This window comes from Streptomyces sp. NPDC037421 (genome assembly GCF_055602105.1).
On record NZ_JBVJWV010000021.1, the window covers coordinates 42,367 to 65,071 of the forward strand.

General features: G+C 71.3%; 15 protein-coding genes and 1 pseudogene. 5 read left to right on the top strand and 11 right to left on the bottom strand.

Going from position 1 to position 22,705, the window contains the following annotated elements; genetic code table 11:
* Nucleotides 1-172: 172 nt before the first annotated feature.
* Nucleotides 173-1,438, top strand: coding sequence for a hypothetical protein (locus tag ACZ7IF_RS26170; protein ID WP_470975803.1), 1,266 nt, complete (start codon nt 173-175; stop codon nt 1,436-1,438).
* A 25-nt stretch (nt 1,439-1,463) separates the two neighbouring features.
* Here ACZ7IF_RS26170 and mmsB read toward each other — a convergent pair whose 3' ends face one another.
* From mmsB to xylA, 4 genes and pseudogenes are all read right to left on the bottom strand, one after another.
* The gene (mmsB, locus tag ACZ7IF_RS26175; protein ID WP_470975805.1) at nt 1,464-2,699 is read right to left on the bottom strand and encodes a multiple monosaccharide ABC transporter permease; all 1,236 of its coding nucleotides are present in this window, start codon (nt 2,697-2,699) and stop codon (nt 1,464-1,466) included.
* A 3-nt stretch (nt 2,700-2,702) separates the two neighbouring features.
* Nucleotides 2,703-4,178, bottom strand: a pseudogene (mmsA, locus tag ACZ7IF_RS26180) (multiple monosaccharide ABC transporter ATP-binding protein); the annotation flags it as partial.
* 142 nt (nt 4,179-4,320) lie between these two features.
* A complete protein-coding gene (gene chvE, locus ACZ7IF_RS26185) occupies nt 4,321-5,406 on the bottom strand; it encodes a multiple monosaccharide ABC transporter substrate-binding protein (RefSeq protein ID WP_470975808.1) in 1,086 nt (361 codons plus the stop codon).
* 300 nt (nt 5,407-5,706) lie between these two features.
* Nucleotides 5,707-6,879, bottom strand: a complete 1,173-nt coding sequence (xylA, locus tag ACZ7IF_RS26190) for a xylose isomerase (RefSeq protein WP_470975811.1) — start codon at nt 6,877-6,879, stop codon at nt 5,707-5,709.
* A gap of 91 nt (nt 6,880-6,970) precedes the next feature.
* Here xylA and xylB point away from each other — a divergent pair, with 91 nt between their 5' ends.
* Together xylB and ACZ7IF_RS26200 are read left to right on the top strand one after the other, a co-directional pair.
* Nucleotides 6,971-8,422, top strand: a complete 1,452-nt coding sequence (xylB, locus tag ACZ7IF_RS26195; RefSeq protein WP_470975814.1) for a xylulokinase — start codon at nt 6,971-6,973, stop codon at nt 8,420-8,422.
* A complete protein-coding gene (locus ACZ7IF_RS26200; protein ID WP_470975817.1) occupies nt 8,419-9,639 on the top strand; it encodes an ROK family protein in 1,221 nt (406 codons plus the stop codon). Before xylB ends, ACZ7IF_RS26200 begins: the two co-directional genes overlap by 4 nt.
* 21 nt (nt 9,640-9,660) lie before the next feature.
* On the opposite strand, the gene ACZ7IF_RS26205 is transcribed toward ACZ7IF_RS26200, so the two are convergent.
* From ACZ7IF_RS26205 to ACZ7IF_RS26220, 4 genes are all read right to left on the bottom strand, one after another.
* Nucleotides 9,661-11,103 carry a GH1 family beta-glucosidase gene (locus ACZ7IF_RS26205; RefSeq protein ID WP_470975820.1) on the bottom strand — a complete coding sequence of 481 codons (1,443 nt, stop codon included), beginning with the start codon at nt 11,101-11,103 and terminating at the stop codon, nt 9,661-9,663.
* Nucleotides 11,104-11,149: 46 nt separating this feature from the next.
* Nucleotides 11,150-12,043: a carbohydrate ABC transporter permease gene (locus ACZ7IF_RS26210; protein ID WP_470975823.1), complete on the bottom strand. Its 894-nt coding sequence runs from the start codon at nt 12,041-12,043 to the stop codon at nt 11,150-11,152.
* Nucleotides 12,044-12,047: 4 nt separating this feature from the next.
* Complete coding sequence (locus tag ACZ7IF_RS26215; RefSeq protein ID WP_470975826.1) at nt 12,048-13,064, bottom strand: carbohydrate ABC transporter permease; 1,017 nt, start codon at nt 13,062-13,064, stop codon at nt 12,048-12,050.
* A gap of 96 nt (nt 13,065-13,160) precedes the next feature.
* Entirely contained in the window at nt 13,161-14,501 is a 1,341-nt protein-coding gene (locus ACZ7IF_RS26220) for an ABC transporter substrate-binding protein (protein WP_470975829.1), read from the bottom strand.
* A gap of 325 nt (nt 14,502-14,826) precedes the next feature.
* On the opposite strand from ACZ7IF_RS26220, the gene ACZ7IF_RS26225 reads away from it, so the two are divergent.
* Nucleotides 14,827-15,891: a LacI family DNA-binding transcriptional regulator gene (locus ACZ7IF_RS26225; RefSeq protein WP_470975832.1), complete on the top strand. Its 1,065-nt coding sequence runs from the start codon at nt 14,827-14,829 to the stop codon at nt 15,889-15,891.
* Nucleotides 15,892-16,006: 115 nt separating this feature from the next.
* On the opposite strand, the gene ACZ7IF_RS26230 is transcribed toward ACZ7IF_RS26225, so the two are convergent.
* The 3 genes from ACZ7IF_RS26230 to araB all read right to left on the bottom strand — a co-directional run bounded on the left by ACZ7IF_RS26230 (nt 16,007) and on the right by araB (nt 21,365).
* Nucleotides 16,007-17,743: a glycoside hydrolase family 6 protein gene (locus ACZ7IF_RS26230; protein WP_470975834.1), complete on the bottom strand. Its 1,737-nt coding sequence runs from the start codon at nt 17,741-17,743 to the stop codon at nt 16,007-16,009.
* A 344-nt stretch (nt 17,744-18,087) separates the two neighbouring features.
* Complete coding sequence (gene araA / locus ACZ7IF_RS26235; protein ID WP_470975837.1) at nt 18,088-19,599, bottom strand: L-arabinose isomerase; 1,512 nt, start codon at nt 19,597-19,599, stop codon at nt 18,088-18,090.
* 71 nt (nt 19,600-19,670) lie between these two features.
* Complete coding sequence (araB, locus tag ACZ7IF_RS26240; protein ID WP_470975840.1) at nt 19,671-21,365, bottom strand: ribulokinase; 1,695 nt, start codon at nt 21,363-21,365, stop codon at nt 19,671-19,673.
* Between the two features lie 286 nt (nt 21,366-21,651).
* On the opposite strand from araB, the gene ACZ7IF_RS26245 reads away from it, so the two are divergent.
* Nucleotides 21,652-22,656 carry an ABC transporter substrate-binding protein gene (locus ACZ7IF_RS26245; protein WP_470975843.1) on the top strand — a complete coding sequence of 335 codons (1,005 nt, stop codon included), beginning with the start codon at nt 21,652-21,654 and terminating at the stop codon, nt 22,654-22,656.
* Nucleotides 22,657-22,705: the final 49 nt, after the last annotated feature.

A 22,705-nucleotide genomic window follows, 5' to 3' on the forward strand; every position in this document is an offset into this window, starting at 1 on the left:
GGCTACGTCAAAAGCGGCCAACTTGGCGGCCACCGCACGCGCGTAGACCCCACCGGCATGCCGGACTTCCCATCGTGTCCGACTATCGGACGCGATGGCTGAAAATTAAACTATGGTGTGACGGGCACACTACGTTTGCCGCGGTTGACGTTCCACCGAGAGGAAACCCCTCATGACCGCAGCCGATTTCGCGCCCGGAACGGCGCACGTCCTCACCGGCTACCGCCCCGAGGACGGCTTCATGGCCGCAGAGCTGGACCCGCCGCCGGCCGAGTACGTCTGGCACGACGAGAACGCCGAACAGCAGGACCAGCGTTACGGCCCGGGAGCCGGCTACCGGCAGTGGCTGGCGGTGGACGCCCGCGACGGTGCCGTCTGGTTCGGCGACACCGACTGGCGGGCCCCGCAGGAGTCCCCGGGCAGTCGGCTCCCCGGCATCCTCCGCAAGGCACTCGGTGACGGGGCCGTCCCCGACCCCGGAATCATGGTGCAGCTGCTCGGCCACCTGAGCCACGACGAACAACGAGGCTGCACGTGGCGCTTCTTCAACGCCGAGGAACTGCACGCGCTCGCGGTGCGCGTCCTGCCCGCCGTGCAGCGACTCGTGGACTCGATGCACCGGATCGAGCCCGAAGGCGAGCTGGAATGGTCGGCGGAGGCGGCCACCGCCTGGGACGACATCGAGCAGGCCGCGACCCCCGCCTTCGATCCCTCCGGAGAACTCCGCTGGCCCCGACCGCGCACGACACCGGTCCCGGCCTGGCGCGTCGAGGTCGGCGCCTTCCTGGACGCCAACCCCGAGCTCTGTGACCCCTCCTGGGCCGTGGCCCCCGACGCCGAACTCGACGCCTACGCCGACTACCACCCCGCCACCGGCTACGGGGGAGTACCAGGCAGAACCTGCCACATCGCCGGGAGGCACATCGAGGACGGCTTCACCTTCTACGGCCACCGCGCCGCCCTGTACACCTACCGTGCACAGGCGTCCGGCGACCGCACCCCGACTGACGCCCGCACCTGGCTGGAGACCACAGAAGCCGGCAAGAGCACCTGGGAAGCGGCCAAACCCCCCGGAGCCACCCTCGCCGACGTCCCCGACTACGTGCTGACCGACCTGACCGACAGGTTCCAGAACAGCGCGCGCGAACACGGGTTCGTCCTGACCGGACTCGGGACCTACCTCCGAAACCTGCGAGCTGAGGAACGCGCCGGCGTCGACCAGCAGCTCCGCTTCGAAGGCCAGGAAGTCGAACGCCTCGAGAACCTGCTCAAGGAATTCCGCGCCGGACGGAACCGCACCGTGACACGGATCCTGGCCTGGTCCGACGGACGCAGCGATGCCGAGATCGCCCGCTTGGCCTCCCTGTCCGATGAACACGTCAGCCAGTGGCGAGCCCGCCTGAACGACGAACAGACCACCGCGCCCCCCGGAGCGTGAAGTACGGGCGGCTGCTTCCAGAGCGTCAGGCTCCGGCCTTGCGCTTGTTGTAGACGTCGAAGCCGACGGCCGCCAGCAGGACCAGGCCCTTGATCACCTGCTGGTAGTCGGTGCCCACGCCGACCAGCGACATGCCGTTGTTCAGCACGCCGAGCACCAGACCGCCGGTGAGCGCACCGAGGACCGTCCCCACACCACCGCTCGCGGAGGCCCCGCCGATGAAGGCGGCGGCGATCGCCTCCAGCTCGAAGTTGATGCCGGCCTGCGGTGTACCGGCGTTGAGCCGCGCGGCGAACACCATCCCGGCGAGGGCCGCGAGAACGCCCATGTTCACGAAGGCCAGGAAGACGACCCGCTTGCTCTTCACCCCGGACAGCCGCGCCGCCGCCTCGTTGCCGCCGATGGCGTAGGTGTGGCGGCCGAGGACCGAGTTGCGCATCACGTACCCGAAGAGGACCAGCAGGACGCCGAGGACCAGCAGGACGATGGGCACGCCGTGGTAGCTGGCCAGCAGCAGGGTGAAGGCCACCACGGCGGCGGTGATGGAGCCGAGCTTCACCAGGAACAGCCCGGCCGGCAGCGGCTGAAGTCCGTACGCGGCGGCCCGGCGCCGCCCGCGCACCTCTTGCAGGATCGCGACGGCCAGGACCACGAGGCCCAGCAGGAGGGTGAGGTTGTGGTAGTCGGTGTGGGGGCCGACCGCGGGGAGGAAGCCGCTGCTGATGTTCTGGAAGCCCTTGGGAAAAGGCGCCACCGACTGGCCCTGGAGGAGGATCTGGGTCCCACCGCGGAAGAGCAGCATGCCGGCCAGCGTGACGATGAACGAGGGGATCCCGACGTAGGCGATCCAGAATCCCTGCCAGGCTCCGGCGAGTGCCCCGATCAGCAGCGCGGCCGCCAGTGCCACGGGCCAGGGGGTCCCGTGCTCGACCATCATCACCGCGGCGGCCGCCCCGACGAAGGCGGCGAGCGACCCGACCGACAGGTCGATGTGCCCCGCGATGATGACGATCATCATGCCGATGGCCAGGATGAGGATGTAGCCGTTCTGCTGGATCAGATTGGTGACGTTGAGCGGCTGGAGCAGGATGCCGCCCGTCCAGAACTGGAACAGCAGCACGATCAGCGCCAGCGCCAGCAGCATCCCGTACTGGCGCATGTTGCCGCGCAGTGCGCGGGCCAGTACGGCACTGCCCGAGGCCCGTCGGCCGGTCTCCCGGGTGCCCGGTGTGGAATCGGGGGTGGTCTTGGTCTGCGCCATGCCTCACACCTGCTTGTCGGGGGATGCCGCGCTCATGGTCATGAGCCGCATGAGGGATTCCTGGGTGGCGGCCGCACGGCTGACCTCACCGGTGATCCGGCCCGCGGCCATGGTGTAGATCCGGTCGCACAGACCCAGGAGTTCGGGGAGTTCCGAGGAGATGACGAGCACCGCCTTGCCCTGGGCGGCGAGTTCGGCGACGACGGTGTAGATCTCCGCCTTGGCGCCGATGTCGATGCCCCGGGTGGGCTCGTCGAGGATCAGCACCTCCGGCTCGGCGAAGATCCATTTGCTGAGGACGACCTTCTGCTGGTTTCCGCCGCTGAGCTTGCCGGCCTGCGCGAACACCGACGGCGCCTTGATGTTCATGGTCCGCCGGAACGATTCGGCGATCCGGGCCTCCTCGTGCCGGTCGACCCAGCCCCTCCGGGCGACCTTGCCGAGGGCGCTCAGCGAGATGTTGCGGCTGATGTCGGCGTTGAGGTCGAGGCCGAGCTGCTTGCGGTCCTCGGTCACGTACGCGATGCCGTGTCCGATCGCCTCCGGTACCGTCCGGGTACGGATCTCGTGGCCGTCCAGCCGCACCCGGCCGCCGGTCCAGCTCCCGTAGGAGCGGCCGAAGACGCTCATGGCGAGTTCGGTGCGGCCGGCGCCCATGAGGCCCGCGATGCCGACGATCTCACCTCGCCGGACGTTCAGCGAGACCCCGTCGACCACCTTGCGCCGGTGGTCGATCGGATGCCGGACGCTCCAGTCCTCGATCTCGAAGGCGACCTCGCCGATCCGCGGGGAGCGCTCGGGGTAGCGGTGCTCCAGGTCTCGGCCGACCATGCCACGGATGATCCGCTCCTCGGAGATGCCCCCGGGGCCGATGACGAGGGTCTCGATGGTCCGCCCGTCGCGCAGGACGGTGACGGCGTCGGCGACCCGGGCGATCTCGTTCAGCTTGTGCGAGATGAGGATGCACGAGATGCCCCGGGCCTTGAGTCCGAGGATCAGGTCGAGCAGCTTGCGGCTGTCCTCGTCGTTGAGGGCGGCTGTCGGCTCGTCCAGGATGAGCAGCTTGACCTTCTTGGCGAGCGCCTTGGCGATCTCGACCAACTGCTGTTTGCCCACCCCGAGATCGGCCACCCTGGTGTGCGGACTCTCGTCGAGTCCCACCTGCCGGAGCAGGTCGGCGGCGTGGGCCAGGGTCCGGTGCCAGTCGATCACGCCCCGGGAGGCGTGCTCGTTGCCGAGGAAGATGTTCTCGGCGATGGACAGGTAGGGCACCAGCGCGAGCTCCTGGTGGATGATCACGATGCCGCGCTGCTCGCTGGCCCGGATGTCCCGGAACCGGCAGGGGGTGCCTTCGAAGCAGATATCGCCCTCGTAGCCGCCGTACGGGTACACCCCGCTGAGTACCTTCATCAGGGTGGACTTGCCGGCGCCGTTCTCACCGCAGACGGCGTGCACCTCGCCGGCGGCGACGGTCAGGCTGACCTCGGAAAGTGCTGTGACACCGGGAAACGTCTTGCTGATCGACCGCATTTCGAGAACGGGTCGGGCCATGGCTGTGCGTCCGTATCGTCGGGGCGGCACGGTGCCCGCGGGTCCCCCCGGGCACCGCACCCGCCGATGGCTACTTGAGCTGGTCCGCGGTGTACTGGCCGCTGTCCACCAGGACCTTCTGGTAGTTCTCCTTGTCGACGCTGACCGGCTGGAGCAGCTGCGCCGGAACGGTCTTGACGCCGTTGTGGTACTGACGGGTGTCGTTGACCTCGGGCTTGCCGCCGGTCAGCAGCGCGTCGCCCATCTGGACCGCGGCCTTGGCCAGTTGGCGGGTGTCCTTGTAGACGGTCTGGGTCTGCTCGCCCGCGATGATCGACTTCACCGAGGCCAGCTCGCCGTCCTGGCCCGTGACGACGGGCAGGGGCCGGCCCGGTGTGCCGTAGCCGACGCCCTTGAGAGAGGAGATGACACCGATCGAGATGCCGTCGTACGGCGAGAGGACGGCGTCGACACGGGCGGCCGTGTACGACTTGCTCAGCAGGTTGTCCATCCGGGACTGGGCGAGACCGCCGTCCCAGCGCAGCGTGGCGATCTGGGCGAGGGAGGTCTGACCGCTCTGCACGACCAGCCTCTTGTCGTCGATGTACGGCTGGAGGACGCTCATCGCGCCGTTGTGGAAGAACGCGGCGTTGTTGTCGTCCGGGGAGCCGGCGAACAGCTCGATGTTGAAGGGGCCCTTGCCGTCCTTGAGGCCGAGCCTGTCGACGATGTAACTGCCCTGGAGGACCCCGACCTTGAAGTTGTCGAAGGTCGCGTAGTAGTCGACGTCGCCGGTGCCGCGGATCAGCCGGTCGTAGGAGATCACGGGGACGTGGGCTTCGGCGGCCCGCTGGAGCACATTGGTGAGCGAGGAACCGTCGATGGCGGCGATCACCAGCAGCCTGGCTCCCTTGGTGATCATGTTCTCCACCTGGGAGACCTGGTTCTCCACGACGTTGTCGCCGTACTGGAGGTCCGTCTTGTAGCCCTTGGCCTGGAACTCCTTGACCATGTTGGTGCCGTCGTTGATCCAGCGCTCCGACGACTTGGTCGGCATCGCGATGCCGACGAGGCCGCCTTGGGCGTCGCCGCCGCCCCCTCCGTTGGCGCTCTGGCCGCAGGCCGCCAGCGCCAGGGTCATGCCCAGGGCGGCGAGGCCCGCTGAAAGCTTCCGCACAGTTCCTCCAGTGATGGTCCGCGACCGGCACAGCGCGCCCTCCGGCCTGGCGAACCCGAGTGTTAACGCTCACAAGAGCGCCGTCAAGGGTCTGTGCGGATCACTGTGCGGGGCCAACTCCGCTGCGGGAAACTGCTGTCCGGGGCGTGAGTGCCCCCGGGTCGTCGGATGGGGCCAGGAGGCCGTGCTTCCGCGGTGACGGCGGCGCAGCGGTCCTTGACGCGCGAATTGTTAGCGTTAACATCTCTTTCGGGGGCCGGGGCGCGCAAGGGCGCGGCCCGGCCCGCGGGCGCGCCGATGTCAGCGGGCGCCGAGGAGGTGTTCGAGGGCCAGCTGGTCCAGCTGCTCGAAGGCCATGCCACGGCGGGCGGCCGCGTCGACGTCGAACCCCTCGAACGCGGACCGGTCGGCCAGCAGCCCGGCCAGGCCGTCCTCGGCCGTGGGGAGGGCGAGTTCGGGCAGCCGGGAGGCGGCGAGCGCGGCCTGGACCTCCGGATCCGACCGGAAGGCGCGGGCCCGCTGGGCCAGGAGCAGGTAGTTGTGCATGCACGCGGCCGCCGAAGCCCAGACGCCCTCGCGGTCCTCCGTGCGCGGCGGCTTGAAGTCGAAGTGGCGGGGGCCGTCGTAGCCCGCCGACTCCAGGAGGTCGACCAGCCAGAAGGCCTGGCGCAGGTCGCCGGCGCCGAAACGCAGGTCCTGGTCGTACTTGATCCCGCTCTGGCCGTTGAGGTCGATGTGGAACAGCTTGCCGTGCCACAGTGCCTGGGCGATGCCGTGCGGGAAGTTCAGCCCGGCCATCTGCTCGTGGCCGACCTCCGGGTTGAGGCCGACCCGCTCCGGCCGCTCCAGCCTGCCGATGAAGGCCAGGGCGTGACCGATGGTGGGCAGCAGGATGTCGCCGCGCGGTTCGTTGGGCTTGGGCTCGATCGCGAAGCGCAGGTCGTAGCCCTGCTCCTCGACGTACTCACCCAGCAGGTCGAAGGCCTCCTTCAGCCGGTCGAGGGCCGTGCGCACGTCCTTGGCCGCGCCCGACTCCGCGCCCTCGCGGCCGCCCCAGGCGACGTAGACCGTGGCGCCGAGTTCCGCGGCCAGGTCGATGTTGCGGATCGTCTTGCGCAGCGCGTACCGGCGCACGTCGCGGTCGTTGGCGGTGAACGCGCCGTCCTTGAACACCGGGTGGGTGAAGAGGTTCGTGGTGGCCATCGGCACCTTCAGCCCGGCCGTGTCGAGTGCGGTGCGGAAGCGCTTGACCGCCTGCTCGCGGGCGGCCTCGCCGGAGGCGAAGGGGATGAGGTCGTCGTCGTGGAACGTGACCCCGTAGGCGCCGAGCCCGGCCAGCCGGTGCACGCTCTCGACCGGGTCGAGGGCGGGCCGGGTGGCGTCGCCGAAGGGGTCCCGCCCCTGCCAGCCGACGGTCCACAGGCCGAAGGTGAACCTGTGCGCGGGGGTGGGGACGAGCGGGTCGCTGCTCATGGGCGCTCCGGATCGGGCCGAGGTCTATTTGTAAGGGCGAAAAACAAATTAGTATGCCGAGACGCCAGAAGGAACCCCACCGGAGGGACCCATGCCCGCACAGCGCGTCGTGATCGGTGTCGACAGCTCGACCCAGTCCACCAAGGCCCTCGCCGTCGACGTCGGGACCGGCGCCGTCCTGGGCGAGGGCCGCGCCGCGCACACCGTGAGCGCGGGCCCCGGACGCGAGAGCGACCCCGAACAGTGGTGGCGGGCGTTCTGTGAGGCCACGGCGGCCACCGGCTGGGCGGACCGGGCCGCCGCCTGCTCGATCGCAGGCCAGCAGCACGGCCTGGTCACCCTCGACCCGGCCGGCCGGCCCGTGCGCCCCGCACTGCTGTGGAACGACGTCCGCCCCGCCCCGCAGGCCGCCGCACTCGCGGCTGCCTTCGGCCCGGCAGAACTGGCCCGCCGCACCGGAAGCGTCCCGACCGCCGCCTTCACCTCCGCCAAATGGGCCTGGCTGCGAACGCAGGAACCTGCCGCCGCGGACCGCGTCGCCGCGGTCCGGCTTCCCCACGACTTCCTGACGGAACGGCTGACCGGCGAGGCGGTGACCGACCGCGGTGACGCGTCGGGAACCGGCTGGTGGGGCCCCGACGGCTACGACCGGGAACTCCTCGCCCGGATCGGGCTCGACTCCGCCCTGCTGCCGGAGGTCCTCGCGCCCGGCGCCCGGGCCGGCCTCGTACGCGCCGGGACGCCCCTGCGCGAGGGCGTGCCCGTGGCCACGGGGACCGGCGACAACATGGCCGCCGCCCTCGGGCTGGGCCTGCCCCCCGGACGCCCGGTGCTGAGCCTCGGCACCTCGGGCACCGTCTACGCCGTCGGCCGGACCCGGCCCGCCGACCCGAACGGAACCGTCGCCGGCTTCGCCGACGCGCTCGGCGGCTGGCTGCCCCTCGCCTGCACGCTGAACTGCACCCTCGCCGTCGACCGCTTCGCCGCCCTCGCCTGCCGCGACCGCGAGGACGTCGAGGGCGGCGGCACGGTGGTGGTGCTCCCCTACCTCGACGGCGAGCGCACCCCGGACCTCCCGGGTGCCTCCGGTCTGGTCCACGGGCTGCGCCACGACACGACACCGGGCCAGCTGCTCCAGGCCGCCTACGACGGCGCCGCCCACGCCCTGCTCACGGCCCTGGACGACGTACTGCGCGCCGGAGGCGAGGACCCGGCCGCGGCGGACGAACCCCTGCTGCTGATCGGCGGCGGAGCGGCGGGCAGGGCCTGGCAGCAGACGGTCCTGCGGCTGTCCGGCCGGGCCGTCCAGGTGCCCGAGGCCCGGGAACTCGTCGCGCTCGGGGCCGCCGCTCAGGCCGCCGCCCTGCTCACCGGTGAGCCCGCCGACGCCGTCGCCCGGCGCTGGCGGACCGCGGACGGCAGGGTGCTGGAGCCCGTACCCCGTGACGACGACACGCTCGAACGGATCACCGGTACGCTGCGGCGGGCGCGGGCCCTGCAGGAGGCACCGCCGCAAGAGCGACAGGAAGGACGGGGGCGATGACCGCGCTCGGCAGGCCCGGCGGGGGCGCGGATACCGCACCCGCCTCCCAGCGGGGAATGCGCAGGCAGAACCTCGCCGCGGTGCTCGGCGCGGTCGCCGCGCACGGCCCGCTCTCCCGGGCGGACGTCGCCGGACACACGGGCCTGACCAGGCCGGCCGTCTCCTCCCTGGTCGACGAGCTGATCGGCCGCACCGCCCTGACCGAGACGGAATCCACACCGAGCGGCCGCGTCGGCCGCCCCGGGAGGGCCCTGGCCCTCAACGACCGGGGCCCCGCAGGGCTCGGCCTGGAGATCGGCGTCACCCACCTCGCCGCGTGCGTCGTCGACCTGCGCGGCGAACCCCGGGTGTGGCGGCGCGTGGAGCGGGCCAACGCGGGCCGGCCGGCCGCACGGGTACTGGAGGAGGCCGCCGCGCTCGCCGCCGACGCGGAGTCCGAGGCCGCCACCCTCGGCCTGCGCGTCGAGGGCCGCGTCCTGGCCGTCCCGGGGGTGGTGCCGAACGCCCCCGGCGGCCTGGTCGCCAACGCCCCCAACCTCGGCTGGAAGGACGTCCGCCCCGCCGACCACTGGCCTGACCCAGGGACCGTGCCCGAGCCGGAGAACGAGGCCAACCTCGGAGCGCTCGCCGAGCAGCGGCAGCAGGGACACCCCGCCGAGACCTTCGTCCACGTCTCCGCCGAGGCCGGAATCGGCGCCGCGCTGGTCATCGGCGGCCGGCTGTTCCGGGGCGCCCGCGGGTTCGCGGGCGAACTCGGCCACCTGCCCGTCCACCCGCAGGGCGCGCCCTGTCCCTGCGGGGCCCGCGGCTGCCTGGAGCAGTACGCGGGCGAGGCGGCCGTCCTGCGCGAGGCCGGCCTGGCGGACGCCGGCGACCCGGTGACCGTGCTGGCCGAGCGGGCGGGCGCCGGGGACGCGGCGGCCCTGCGCGCCCTGGACCGGGCCGGCCGGGCCCTGGGCCTCGCGCTCGTCTCGGCGGTGGACCTGATCGACCCGGACGGCCTCGTCCTCGGCGGTGCCTACGCCGAACTCGCCGACTGGCTCCTCCCGCCGATACGCTCCGAACTGGCCGCCCGGGTCACCGTCAGGCCCTGGGCCCCGGAGGCGATGCGACCGTCCGCCCTGGGGCGCCGCGGACCGGTACTCGGTGCGGCGTGGTCGACCGTCCAGCGGATCATCGCCGACCCCGCCCGCCTGCCGGCCCCCCGGACCGTGTGAGCCCTCCGGGGCCTGCCGGGGCTACGCCCCGTCCGGAGCGTGCAGCCGTCCCGTCCGGGCCACGCGGGAGTACCAGAGCGCGCTCGATTTAGGCGTGCGCTCCAGGGTCTCGTAGTCGACGTGCACGGCGCCGAAGCGCTTCGCGTAGCCGTAGGACCACTCGAAGTTGTCGAGCAGCGACCAGAGGAAGTAGCCGCGCACGTCAGCACCGTCCGCGATCGCCCGGTGCACGGCTTCGAGGTGTGCGTGGACGTACGCGGCGCGCCGCGGGTCGTGCACCGTGCCGTCGGGCCCGACCTCGTCCTCGTACGCGGCGCCGTTCTCGCTGATGACGAGCGGCAGGCCGGGATAGCGGGCGGCGGTGCGGGCGATGAGGTCGTAGAGGGCGTCGGGGTCGACCGACCAGCCCATCGCGGTGAGTTCACCCGGACCCCGGTGGAAGGCGACGTCGTCCGCGCCGGGCCACGGCGAGTGCTCGCTGTCGCCGTGGCCGTCGTCCTGCGGCCGCTCGGCGCCCGGCGTGACGTGCGAAACGAGGGTCGGGGTGTAGTAGTTCACCGCGAGGAGGTCCAGCGGCTGGTGGATCGCCGCCGCGTCACCGTCACGGACGAAGGACCAGTCGGTCAGGTGCGCGGTGTCCGCGAACAGGTCCCGGGGGTAGGCGCCCTCCAGCATCGGCCCCAGCCAGATCCGATTGCCGACGGCGTCGATGCGGCGGGCCGCCTCCCAGTCCTCCAGGGAGGGGTTGAGGGGACGGACCGCGTGGAGGTTGAGGGAGACCGCGAGCTGGGCGTCGCCGGGCAGCGAGGCCCGCAGGGACTGCACCGCGAGGCCGTGGCCGAGGTTGAGGTGGTGGGCCGCGCGCAAGGCGGCGACCGGGTCGGTCCGCCCGGGGGCGTGGACGCCGGAGCCGTAGCCGAGGAAGGCGCTGCACCAGGGCTCGTTGAGCGTCGTCCAGCGCTTCACCCGGTCTCCGAGCGCATCGGCCACGAGGCCCGCGTACGCGGCGAACCGCTCGGCGGTCACGCGCTCCGGCCATCCCCCCGCGTCCTCCAGGTCCTGGGGCAGGTCCCAGTGGTAGAGCGTGAGCGCCGGCTCGATGCCCGCGGCGAGCAGCTCGTCGACCAGCCGGCGGTAGAAGTCCAGGCCCCTCCGGACGGCGGGGCCCCGGCCGGTCGGCTGGACGCGGGACCAGGAGACGGAGAACCGGTACGCGCCCAGGCCGAGTTCGGACATGAGGCGGACGTCCTCGGCGAACCGGTGGTAGTGGTCCACGGCCACGTCACCGGTGTGGCCCGCGAAGACCTTGCCGGGGGTGTGCGAGAAGGTGTCCCAGATGGACGGGGTCCGGCCGTCCTCCCGGGCGGCGCCCTCGATCTGGTACGCGGCGGTGGCCGTGCCCCACAGGAATCCGGACGGGAAGGTGCGGGTGGCGGTGAGCGGCCGGGTCTCGGGCACGGTCATAGGAATGCGCTCCCAACACGGGTTCGAATGAAGTGGTGAGGCGCCGTCAGTTCTTGACGGCACCCGCGGTGATGCCGCCCACGATGTACTTGCCGAGGACGGCGAAGACGATCAGCAGTGGCAGCGTGGAGATGAGGGCGCCGGTCAGCACGACGGCCTGGTCGACCGTGTGGTTGCCCGCCCCGAGGCCGGCCAGGGCGACCTGCAGGGTCGGGTTGCCGTCGGGGGTCAGCGCGATGAACGGCCAGAAGAAGTCGTTCCAGGCCTGGACGAAGACGAGCATCCCGAGGACCGCCATCGCCGGCCGCGCCACGGGGAACACCACGTGCCAGATGATGCGGAGGCTGTGCGCGCCGTCCATCCTGGCGGCCTCCACGAGCTCCACCGGGAGGGCCTCGATCAGGTACTGGCGCATGAAGAACACGCCGAAGGCGGCGACCAGCGAAGGCAGGACCACCGACTGGAGCTGATCCACCCAGCCGAGGTCCGTGATGATCTGGTAGAGCGGGATCACGCTGAGCTGCGGCGGGATCGTCATCGTGGCCACCACCAGGGCCAGCAGGGCGCCCCGGCCCCTGAAGGGCAGTTTGGCGAAGGCGAATCCGGCCAGGGTGGAGAACAGGACGGTGGACAGCGCCACCAGCCCGGCCACGATCGTCGTGTTGACCAGCGCCTCGCCCATGTCGACCTGGTTCCAGGCGAAGGAGAGGTTGTCGAGCAGCCGGGGTCCCGGCAGCAGCGGCGCCGGGGCCTTGACCACCCGCTCGCCGGTGTGGGAGGCGGCGACGAGGTTCCAGTAGAGGGGGAAGAGGGAGACCAGGGCGGCGAAGACCAGGAGGACGTAGGCCAGCGGCCCCGCGTGGTGCTGACGGCCGGCCGACGGGCGAAGGCGCCTGACGCGCGGCGCCCTGGAGGCGGTCGTGTCGGGTGTGCGGGTCATGGGCTCAGCTCCCCGCCTTCGTGCGCAGTCGCGAGACCAGGATCCGGAAGCCGCCGATGAGCAGGAGGAGCAGGAGCATGACCCAGGCGATGGCGGAGGCCTGGCCCAGCGCGCCGGTCACCCAGCCCTTCTCGTACATCAGCAGGCTCAGGGTCTGGAACTGGTTGCCGCTGCCGCCGCTGATCCCCAGGCTGCCGCCGAAGAGCAGCGGCTCGCCGAACAGCTGGGTGGCGCCGATGGTCGAGACGACGGCGGTGAAGAGGATCGTCGGCCGGATGGAAGGGACGGTCACGCTGAGGAACTGGCGCCAGCGCGAAGCCCCGTCCAGCGCCGCGGCCTCGTACAGGTCCTGCGGTACGGCCTGCATCGCCGCCAGGTAGATCAGCGCGTTGTAGCCCGTCCACCGCCAGGTCACGATCGTCGATATCGCGATCTGCGCGGGCCACTTGGAGGACTCCCAGTCGACCGGCGCGAAGCCGGCCCAGCCCAGGACCGTGTTGACCAGGCCGTAGTCGGTGTTGAAGAGCTGGGCGAAGACGAGCGTCGCCGCCGCGATGGAGGTGGCGTACGGGGCGAGGACCGCGACCCGGAAGAACCCGCGGCCGCGGAGCTTGTAGTTGAGTAGATGAGCCAGGCCCAGGGCCATCAGCAGCTGGGGCACGGTCGAGAGCAGACCCATGGTGAAGGTGTTGGCCAGCGCGTTCCAGAAGAACTCGCTGGTCGCCAGAGAAGCGTAGTTCTCCATGCCTTTCCACTGGGCCTCCCCGCCGAGTTCGACTCGGTGGAGCGAGATCCAGCCCGTGTAGATCAGGGGGAAGAGGCCGAAAGCGGCGAAGGTGAGGAAGAAGGGGGCGACGAAGACGTACGGGACGGCCTTCAGATCGAGGCGGTAGAGGGTGCTGCGCAGGCCGCTGCGGCCGGGGGGCCGCCGGCTGGGGGAGCCGGGGCCGGCGCCGCGGACCCGGACTGGTGCGGAGGGCGGCGCGGAGCCGTCGCCCGCCGCCCGTACGGAGGTGGCCACGGGGGCTTCCTTCCAGGTGGATGCGTGCGGTGCTGTCAGGGCGGTGTGACCGACGGCCCGCCTCGACGTGGCGGCGGGCCGTCACGGACGCCCGGGTTACCGGTCGATCTTGTCGGCGACCAGCTTCCTGACGTTCTCCCAGGCCTTCGCCGGATCGGTGCCGCGCTGCTCGATGTCGAGGATTCCGTTGTCGGTCAGGAAGGTCTTCACCTGGCCGTCCCAGCGGCTGATCGGGGCGGGCGTGATGCCGGCCGCGGCCTGCGAGTAGATCCTGCCGACCGGGGTGTCCCCGAAGTACGGCAGCTTTGCGTCCTGGACGGCGGGGGAGGCGAGGGTGCCCTTGGAGGACGGGATGTTGCCGTTCACGCCGAAGACCTTGGCGTGCTGGGCCGGAGCGGTCAGCCAGGCGGCGAGTTCGGCCGCCTCCTTGACGTGCTTGCCCGCCTTCGGCACCGCGAGGAAGGAGCCGCCCCAGTTGCCGGCCACGGGCGGTGCGGCGATGTCCCACTTCCCCTGGTTCTCCGGGCCCGCCTGTTCCTTGATGATGCCCGTCATCCAGCTGGGACAGGCGACCGTGGCGAACCTGGAGTTCTTGAAGGCCGCGTTCCACGTGCCCTTCTCGTCGAACTGGCGCAGCTTGGCCGTCAGTCCGCCCCGCGCCGCCGCCACGGCGGTGTCCCAGGCCTTCTTCACACCGGGGCTGTTCTCGTAGTCCAGCTCCCCCTTGGCGTTGGCGTACTGCACGGCTTCGCTGGAGATCACCGCGTTGAACAGCCCGCCGGCGGAGTCATGGAACGCGGTCCCTGCGGGGGCGTTCTTCATGTACGTCTCACCGGCCGCCAGGAACTTCGCCCAGTCGCCCGCCCAGAGCCGGGCGACCTCCGCACGATCGGTCGGCAGCTTGGCCTGGGCGAACAGGTCCTTGTTGTAGCAGACGGCCATCGGGCCGACGTCCGTGCCGAGCCCGATGACCTTGCCGTCACCCGTGGTGGCCTGCTTCACCTTCCAGTCCAGGAACGCCCCGAGGTCCGCGCCGCCGGTCCTGCCCAGGTCGGTCCACTTGTCCGCCATTGCCGGGCCGGTCGCCTCGGCGATGTATCCCACCTCCAGGGCCTGGATGTCCGCGAGGCCGCTGTCGCGGGAGAGGCGGAGCTTGAGCGTGTCCCAGTACTTCTGGCCGTCCGCGACGTTCGATTCCTCGATCTTGATGCGGGGGTGGGACTTCTCGTACTCGGCGTAGAGCTTCGCCCCGGTGGCGTTGTCGTAGCCGAAGGAACCGAAGGTCGCGATCCGCAGCGTGATCTGTCCCCCGGCGTCCGCGCCGGCGTCCCCGCCGCCCCCGCAACCGCTGAGCAGGGCCGCGGCGGTCGCCACGGCGACGGCCGTGATGGGCGCGGTGCGGCGGCCGCGGCCGTGTCTGCTGCTGGAAATGCGCATTCCACTCTCCTCGTCCAAGGCGGTGCTGGTTGTGCGCCAGGGGTCTTGGCGGCTCGCTCGCGGCTCGGCGAGGGCCCGCGCGGACCGGAAGCGACGCTGCGGCACCCCCACGTATGGGAGCGCTCCCACGCTGCTGCCGGAAGGTTCCTGCCTTGCAGGTGCAAGTGTCAAGGGCTGAACGCCAATTGGGGCGTGACGTGTTCGGGTAATCAAGAGTACTGTGGGAGCGCTCCCACGGTGTTCCTCGGCGTAAGGTGTGCCGCGCGAGGCGGCGGGGTCCATCATGCTCGCCGGATCCACCGGATCGGGGCCGACGCGGAGTGCGATGCGCGAGGGGAGTTCGAGAGGCGTGAGCGGACAGCGGAACGGCAGGCCCACCCTGGAGGAGGTCGCCGCCCTGGCCGGCGTCGGCCGCGGCACGGTGTCCCGGGTCATCAACGGCTCGCCGAGTGTGAGCGAGCAGGCCAGGGAAGCCGTCGCCCGCGCGGTCGCCGAGCTCGGGTACGTACCCAACCAGGCGGCCAGGGCGCTCGCCGGCAGCCGGACCGACGCGGTCGCCCTGGTCATCCCGGAGGCCGAGGCCCGGGTGTTCTCGGAGCCGTACTTCCTGGACCTGATCCGCGGAGTCAGTGCCGAACTCTCCCGGGCGGACAAGCAGTTGCTGCTCACCCTGGTCCGGACCGAGGCGGAGCGCCGGCGGTTCGAACACTACCTGGCCGCCCAGCGGGTCGACGGCGTACTGCTGGCATCCGTCCACGGGGACGACCCCCTGCCCGACCGGATAGCGCGACTGGGCCTGCCGGTCGTCATGAACGGACGGCGCTCCGAGGCGGAACCCGTCGACTACGTGGACTCCGACAACGTCGGCGCCGGCCGCGCGGCCGTCGCCCACCTGGTGGGCAGGGGCCGCGGCCGGATCGCGACCATCAGCGGCCCGCTCGACATGTACGTGGCCCGCGCCCGCCTCGGAGGCTACCGCGCGGGCCTCACCGAGGCCGGGATCGCGCCCGATGAGTCGCTCGTGGAGATCGCGGACTTCACCGAGGAGGGCGGCAGGCTGGCGATGCGCGCACTGCTGGAGCGCGCCCCCGGGCTGGACGCGGTCTTCGCCGCCTCCGACGTGATGGCCGCCGGAGCGCGGGGGGTGCTGCGCGAGGCCGGCCGCCGGGTCCCCGAGGACGTGGCCCTCGTCGGCGTCGACGACTCGGTGGGCGCGCGTCTGATGGATCCGCCCCTGACGAGCGTGCGCCAGCCGATCGAGGAGATGGGCCGCACGATGACGCGGCTGCTGCTGCAGAAGATCGCCGAGGGGCCCGGAGCCGGCCCGGCGGCGGGGGAGGAGAAGCGGCGGGTCCTTCCCACGGAGCTGATCGTGCGGGATTCCTCCTGAGCGGTGGAGGACGCGCGCCGGTTCCGCCCGCTGCCGGGGCCCGGGCACGCACGGGCCGGAGCCGTACGGCGGCCAGGCGGCTCCGCACGGCTCCGGGTCCATCACCGGCGCTCCGTCACAGGGCCGGGTGGGCGTTCTTCATGAGTTCCTGGAACTGGGCGGAGAACCACTGTCCGGCGAGCGGCGCGTCCGGGAGTGCGCCCGACATGCTGTTGCCGTTGCGGACGTTGCCCGTGTAGCTGGGGTCGCACATCCGGTCGAAGCCCTTGCCCTCGTTGTTCGGGATCTCCTTGCTCGCCCCGTCCGACTCGCCCGGCGGCTTCATCCACACGTAGGCGTCGATGCCGGGGGCCGGTGCCGCCTGCGGCCGTTCGCCCAGCCCGGCTCCCGCCTGGTTGCACCAGTTGCCCAGGTGGATGCGCCGGTCGTAGCGGCCGCCGTTGACGTAGGAGTCCACGCTGGTCGTCGCGCCGGGGCCGGTCGGGCGGGCCGTGCCGCCCCAGCCGTTGCGGGAAGTGTCGATGAGCATGCCGACGCCGGCGTCGAAGCCCAGCGAGACCACCTTGGCCCGCATGGCCTGGGCGTAGGACAGCTCGTCGGTGTAGCGGTTCCAGTCGACCCACTTCGACTGGCGTACGGAGGTGCCGTTGACCGAGTCCTCGATCTCGAAGTTGTCCTCCTTCAGCGCGCTGAAGTTGGCCGTGTTCACGATGAAGCCGTGCACCTTGGAGAGCGTGGAGCCCTCGGCGGTCGCGGCCTGCTTGAACATCTCCGCGGAGGCGGTGAAGTTGTCGTCCCAGCCGAGCCAGCCGTGGTGGCCGGCGTCCACGTAGTTGTAGACGTTGGCGATCGAGCCCAGCTTGTCGAGCGCGTAGCCGACCCCCTTGACGTAGTTGCCGTTGGCCTTCATCACGTCGCAGGCCGGGGTGGCGGTCGGGCGGCCGGAGACGTTGGTGACGAGGTTCGGCAGCGAGTCGATCTCGACGGCGGTGACGATCCGCAGACCGGCGTACTTGGGATCGGCGAGGATCGCGGCGATCGGATCGATGAACTGCGTCTTGTACTTGTCGATCTCGGTCGGGCCCAGCTCTCCGTTGGAGGCGAGCGCGGAGCAGTCCCGTCCGGGCAGGTCGTAGACCACCAGCTGGACGACGAGCTCGCCGCTGCCCTTCTGCGCCAGGGCCGCGTCGAGGTGGTCGCGCAGGCCCATCCTGCCGCTGGTGCCCGTGACGAGGGCCATGCGGTCCAGCCAGACGGCGGTGGGCTGGTTCGACACCCTCGTGCCCCCAGGCTCGGCGGCCGCCTTGGCGGACCACTCGGGATTCACGTACACCCTGGCGCCGGCGTAGGGGTTGTCGACCTTGCCGCCCGAGGGCGGAGGCGTCGTGGGCGGGGTCGTCGGGGGAGTGGTGGGGGGCTGGGTCGGCTCGGTGGCACCGTTGCAGGTGACGCCGTTGAGCTTGAACGTCGCGGGCGCGGCGTTCGTGCCGTTGTGGGAACCGTTGAACCCGAAGGACGTCGAACCGCCGGTGGCCAGCGACCCGTTGTACGAGAGGCTCTTGGCGGTCACGGCCGCCCCCGACTGGGTGATGGCGGCGTTCCAGCCCTGGGTGACCTGCTGGCCGTTCGCGTAGGTCCACTCCAGGGTCCAGGCGGCGAGGGGACCACCGGTGTTGGTGACGACCACGTTGGCGCCGAACCCGGAGTTCCACTGGTTCGTGATCTGGTACTCGACCTTGCAGCCGGCGGCGGCGGCGCCGGCGGGGGTGCCGAAGACGGTGGCGGTGGCGCCCGCGGCCGTGACGAGGCCGAGGGCTGCCAGTAACGCGGTGCGGGGGATGAGGCGGCTCATTTCGCGGGGTGCCTTTCAGGTCGGGGCGCGCAGGCGGAGCTCGGCGCCGGTGGGGGTGTTCCGTCGTACGGGGAGGGCACGGGCATCGGAACCGGGCCAGGGTCAGGCCGGGGAGAGCGCGCCCGGGGGCGGGAGCGCCGTTCTGGTCGTGGCACGGCGGGACCGTGCGCAAGCCGTGAACGAGTGGGAGCGCTCCCACTGTGCGGACGCCACCCACCCGCGTCAAGGTATGCGGAGGATCGAAAGCATTTCGCTCGCGAATCCCCCCAACGCGTCTTCTCCCGTGCACTGGTTGGCGCTACCGTCGGGCCTCAGCCAGTGGGAGCGCTCCCAGGTCTCCTGGTTCACAATCCCAGTGCCAGTCGCTGGTACGCCTGGTTCCAGCGCAGATCGCGCCGGAACTGCTGCGGGGTGGTGCTCTCCTCGATGAGGAGGAGCTCCAGGCGGAGCATTTCCGCGAGGTCGTCGAGGTGGTCGGAGGTCAGGGCGGTGCTGAGGACCGTGTGGTGGGGTCCGCCGGCTGTCAGCCAGGATTCCGTGGAGGTCCGCAGGTCGGGGCGGGGCCGCCAGACCGCGCGGGCGACGGGCAGGGCGGGCAGGGGGTGCGGGGGTGCCACGACGTCGACGTCGTTGGCCACCAGGCGGAAGCGGTCGCCGAGGTCGGCGAGGCCGACCACCACGGCCGGGCCGGGGGCGGCGTCGAACACCAGCCGGACCGGGTCCTCCCGCCCGCCGATGCCGAGGGGGTGGACCTCGCAGCGGGGCCTGGCGGTCGCGAGGGTGGGGCACACTTCCAGCATGTGTGCGCCGAGGACGAGCTCGTTGCCCGGTGTCATGTCGTAGGTGTAGTCCTCCATGAAGGAGGTGCCGCCGGGGAGTCCGGTGGCGGCCGCTTTGAGGGCCCGCAGCAGGACGGCGGTCTTCCAGTCGCCCTCCCCTCCGAAGCCGTACCCCTGGGCCATGAGCCGCTGGACCGCGAGGCCCGGCAGTTGGCGCAGCCCGCCGAGGTCCTCGAAGTTGGTGGTGAAGGCCCGGAAACCGCCCGTTTCGAGGAAGGTGCGCAGGCCGGCCTCGACGCGGGCCGCGTAGCGCAGCGACTCGTGCCGTTCGCCTCCCCGTCGAAGCTCCGGCGCCAGGTCGTAGAGGTCCGCGTACTCCTCGACGAGGGACGCCACGTCGCTCACCTCCGCGCTGTCGACCACCTCCACCAGGTCGTTGACGGCGTAGGTGTTCACGGAGACGCCGAGGCGCAGCTGGGCCTCCACCTTGTCCCCTTCGGTGACGGCCACGTCGCGCATGTTGTCGCCGAAGCGGGCCGCCTTGAGGGTGGTCAGCTCGGAGCGTGCGGTGGCCGCCCGCGCCCAGACGGCTATCCGTGCGATCGTCACCGGGTCGGTGACGTGTCCGGCCACGGTCTTGCGGGGCACCCCGAGGCGGGTCTGGACGTGCCCGAACTCGCGGTCGCCATGGGCGGCCTGGTTGAGGTTCATGAAGTCCATGTCGATGGTGGCCCAGGGCAGGGCCACGTTCGACTGGGTGTGCAGGTGCAGCAGCGGCTTGCGCAGCGCGTCCAGTCCGGCGATCCACATCTTCGCCGGGGAGAACGTGTGCATCCAGGCGATGAGACCGGTGCACCGGTCATCGGCGTTCGCATCGAGGCACAGGCGGCGGATGGCGTCGGCGTCGGTGAGCACCGGCTTCCACACGACACGTGCGGGAATGCCGGAGGCTTCGTCCAGGGCGGCGACCAGCCGCCGCGACTGTTCGGCGACCTGTTTCAGCGTCTCCTCGCCGTACAGGTGCTGGCTGCCCGTGAGGAACCAGATTTCCTGGGCGGGAGACGTTCGGCTGGGCACATGGACTCCTGGGGGTGACGTCCCGCGACGCGTCGGAGCGGGCGGGCGGGGAGGGTGGACGGCGGCGCGGATCAGTTCGCCGTACGGGTCGTGTCGCGGATGCGCCTCAGGCGGTGCAACTGGCCGTCTGTGCCGAAGCGGTCGTGCAGGAGCCGGTATTCGGCGTAGAGGGCGTCGTAGGCATCGGCCCGGGAGGCGTCGGGCGTGTAGACGGCCGGACGCCGGCGGCCCATGGAGGCGCAGGCCGTCCGTACGTCGGTGTACGCGCCGGCGGCCACGGCGGCGTGGATGGCCGACCCGAGGGCGGGGGCCTGGTCCGACGCGGCGAGGGAGACGGGGCGGCGCAGCACGTCGGAGTAGATCTGCATCAGCAGTTCGTTCCTGGCCAGTCCGCCCGCGACGATGAACTCGCGCACCGGTACGCCGCCCGCCTCCAGGGCCTCCACGATGACGCGGGTGCCGAACGCGGTGGCTTCGAGCAGCGCGCGGTAGACGTCCTCGGGGCGGGTCGCGAGGGTCAGACCCACGATGACTCCCGAGAGGTGGTGGTCGACGAGGACCGACCGGTTTCCGCCCAGCCAGTCGAGGGCGACCAGTCCGTGGCCCCCGACCGGCCGGCCGGCGGCCTTCCGGGTCAGCAGGGTGTGCAGGTCCTCGTCGCGCTCGGCCGCTTCGGCGAGGTAGTCCGGTGGGACGCCCTGGTCCAGTACCCAGGCGAAGACGTCGCCGACCGCGCTCTGCCCGGCCTCGTAGCCGTAGGCTCCCTCGACGATGCCGCCGCTCACTACACCGCAGATGCCGGGGACGTCCGCGAGGACGGAGGCGTTCACGACGTGGCAGGTGGAGGTGCCCATGATGGCGAGCAGCTGACCGTCCTCCACGGCCTGGGCCGCGGCAGCGGTGACATGGGCGTCGACGTTGCCCGCGGCCACGGCGATCCCGGGGCGCAGCCCGGTCCAGGCCGCCGCCTCGGTGCCGAGCGGGCCCACGCGTGAGCCCAGCGCGGAGAGCGGGAACGCGAGGCGGGTGCGGGCGAAGTCGGCGAACCGGGGGTTCAGGCCGGCCAGGAACTCCTCGCTCGGGTAGGCGCCGTCCTGGTGGATGCCCTTGTAGCCGGCGGTGCAGGCGTTGCGGGACTCGGTTCCGGTGAGCTGCCACACGATCCAGTCGGCGGCCTCGATCCACCGCGCGCAGGTGTCGTACACGAGCGGATCCTCCTCCAGGACCTGGAGGGCCTTCGCGAACTGCCATTCCGCGGAGATCCGGCCGCCGTAGCGGGCGATCCACTTCTCCCCGCAGGCGTGGGCGAGTTCGTTGATGCGATCGGCGTACGGCTGGGCCGAGTGGTGTTTCCACAGCTTGGGCCAAGCGTGCGGCCGTCCGGCGAGCTCGGTTTCGGCGAGGGGGGTCCCGTCGGCCAGGGTGGGCAGGACGGTGCAGGCGGTGAAGTCGGTGGCGATGCCGATCACCGCCGCGGGATCGATTCCCGCTGCTGCCACGGCCTCCGGGACGGCGCGGCGCAGTACGTCCCGCCAGTCCTCGGGGTGTTGCAGGGCCCAGTCCGGAGGCAGTTGCGCACCGCCGTGGGGCAGGTGCCGGTCCATGACGGCGTGCCGGTAGGTGTGGACCGCCGCTGCCAGCTCCTGTCCGTCGCGAATCCTCACCACCACGGCGCGGCCCGACAGGGTGCCGAAGTCGACACCGACCGTGTACTGCTCCGGATCTCCGGAACGGGCGGTGGGCGTGAGGGGGTGGGGTGACGTCAACTGAGTGCCTTCCGAAGGAGTGTGGGTGTCGGACGCCATGCAGTGTGAGCGCTAACAATGTCGAGGGCAAGAGGGTGTGCTCAGATCGCCCGACGAGTTACCTGAGAGTCTGTTCTGTCGCGATAACAGACAGGTAACGCGAGCAAGAGGGTTGAGAACCGTGCTTGTTAGCGCTCACAATGCGACGGCTCCCTTTCTCGACGGCGGCCCCTTGCCGCCGCACTCGGCCCCGCCGCACCCACGGCCGTGCGGAGCCCCTTCCGCACACCCCGAAAGGACACCCGCCATGGCTCGCAGAGCAGTCCTCGTCCTCACCGCCGCACTCCTCGCCTCTTCGGCGCTGAGTGCCTGCTCGACCCAGGGCCCCGCCACCGGTCCCGCCCCGGCCTCCGGGGCCAAGGCGGGCTCCGGCGGCAAGATCACCATGGGCTTCGCCCAGGTCGGCGCCGAGAGCGGGTGGCGTACCGCCAACACCAAGTCCGTCCAGGATGCGGCCAAGAAGGCGGGCATCGAACTCAAGTTCTCCGACGCGCAGCAGAAGCAGGAGAACCAGATCAAGGCCATCCGCACCTTCATCCAGCAGAAGGTCGACGTGATCGCCTTCTCCCCGGTCGTGGAGTCCGGCTGGGACACGGTGCTGAAGGAGGCCAAGGACGCGGGCATCCCGGTCATCCTGACCGACCGGGCCGTGGACACCAAGGACACATCCCTCTACAAGACCTTCCTGGGCTCGGACTTCGTCAAGGAGGGCAAGGCCGCAGGGGAGTGGCTGACCGGTGCGTACGCCGGCCGGCAGGGTCCCGTCGACATCGTCGAGCTCCAGGGCACCACGGGCTCCGCACCCGCCAACGACCGCAAGGCCGGGTTCGGCGAGGCCATCCGGGGTGACGGCAGGTTCAGGATCGTCGCCTCGCAGTCGGGTGAGTTCACGCGCGCCAAGGGCAAGGAGGTCATGCAGGCGTTCCTGAAGTCCCAGAAGCACATCGACGTCCTCTACGCCCACAACGACGACATGGCCCTCGGCGCCATCCAGGCCATCGAGGAGTCCGGCAAGAAGCCCGGGACCGACATCAAGGTGATCTCGGTGGACGGGATCAAGGACGCCTTCGTCGCGATGACCGAGGGCAAGATCAACGTCGTGGTGGAGTGCAACCCGCTCCTCGGCGACCAGCTGATGGAGCTGGCCAAGAAGGTCGTCGCGGGCGAGAGCGTGCCCGCCCGGGTCGAAACCGAGGAGGGCGTGTTCCCGCAGGACAAGGCCGCGGCCGCGCTGCCGTCCCGGAAGTACTGACGGGCGGCTGCCCAGCCGCCGCCGCAGTCCGGCGCACCCGGCCGCCCCT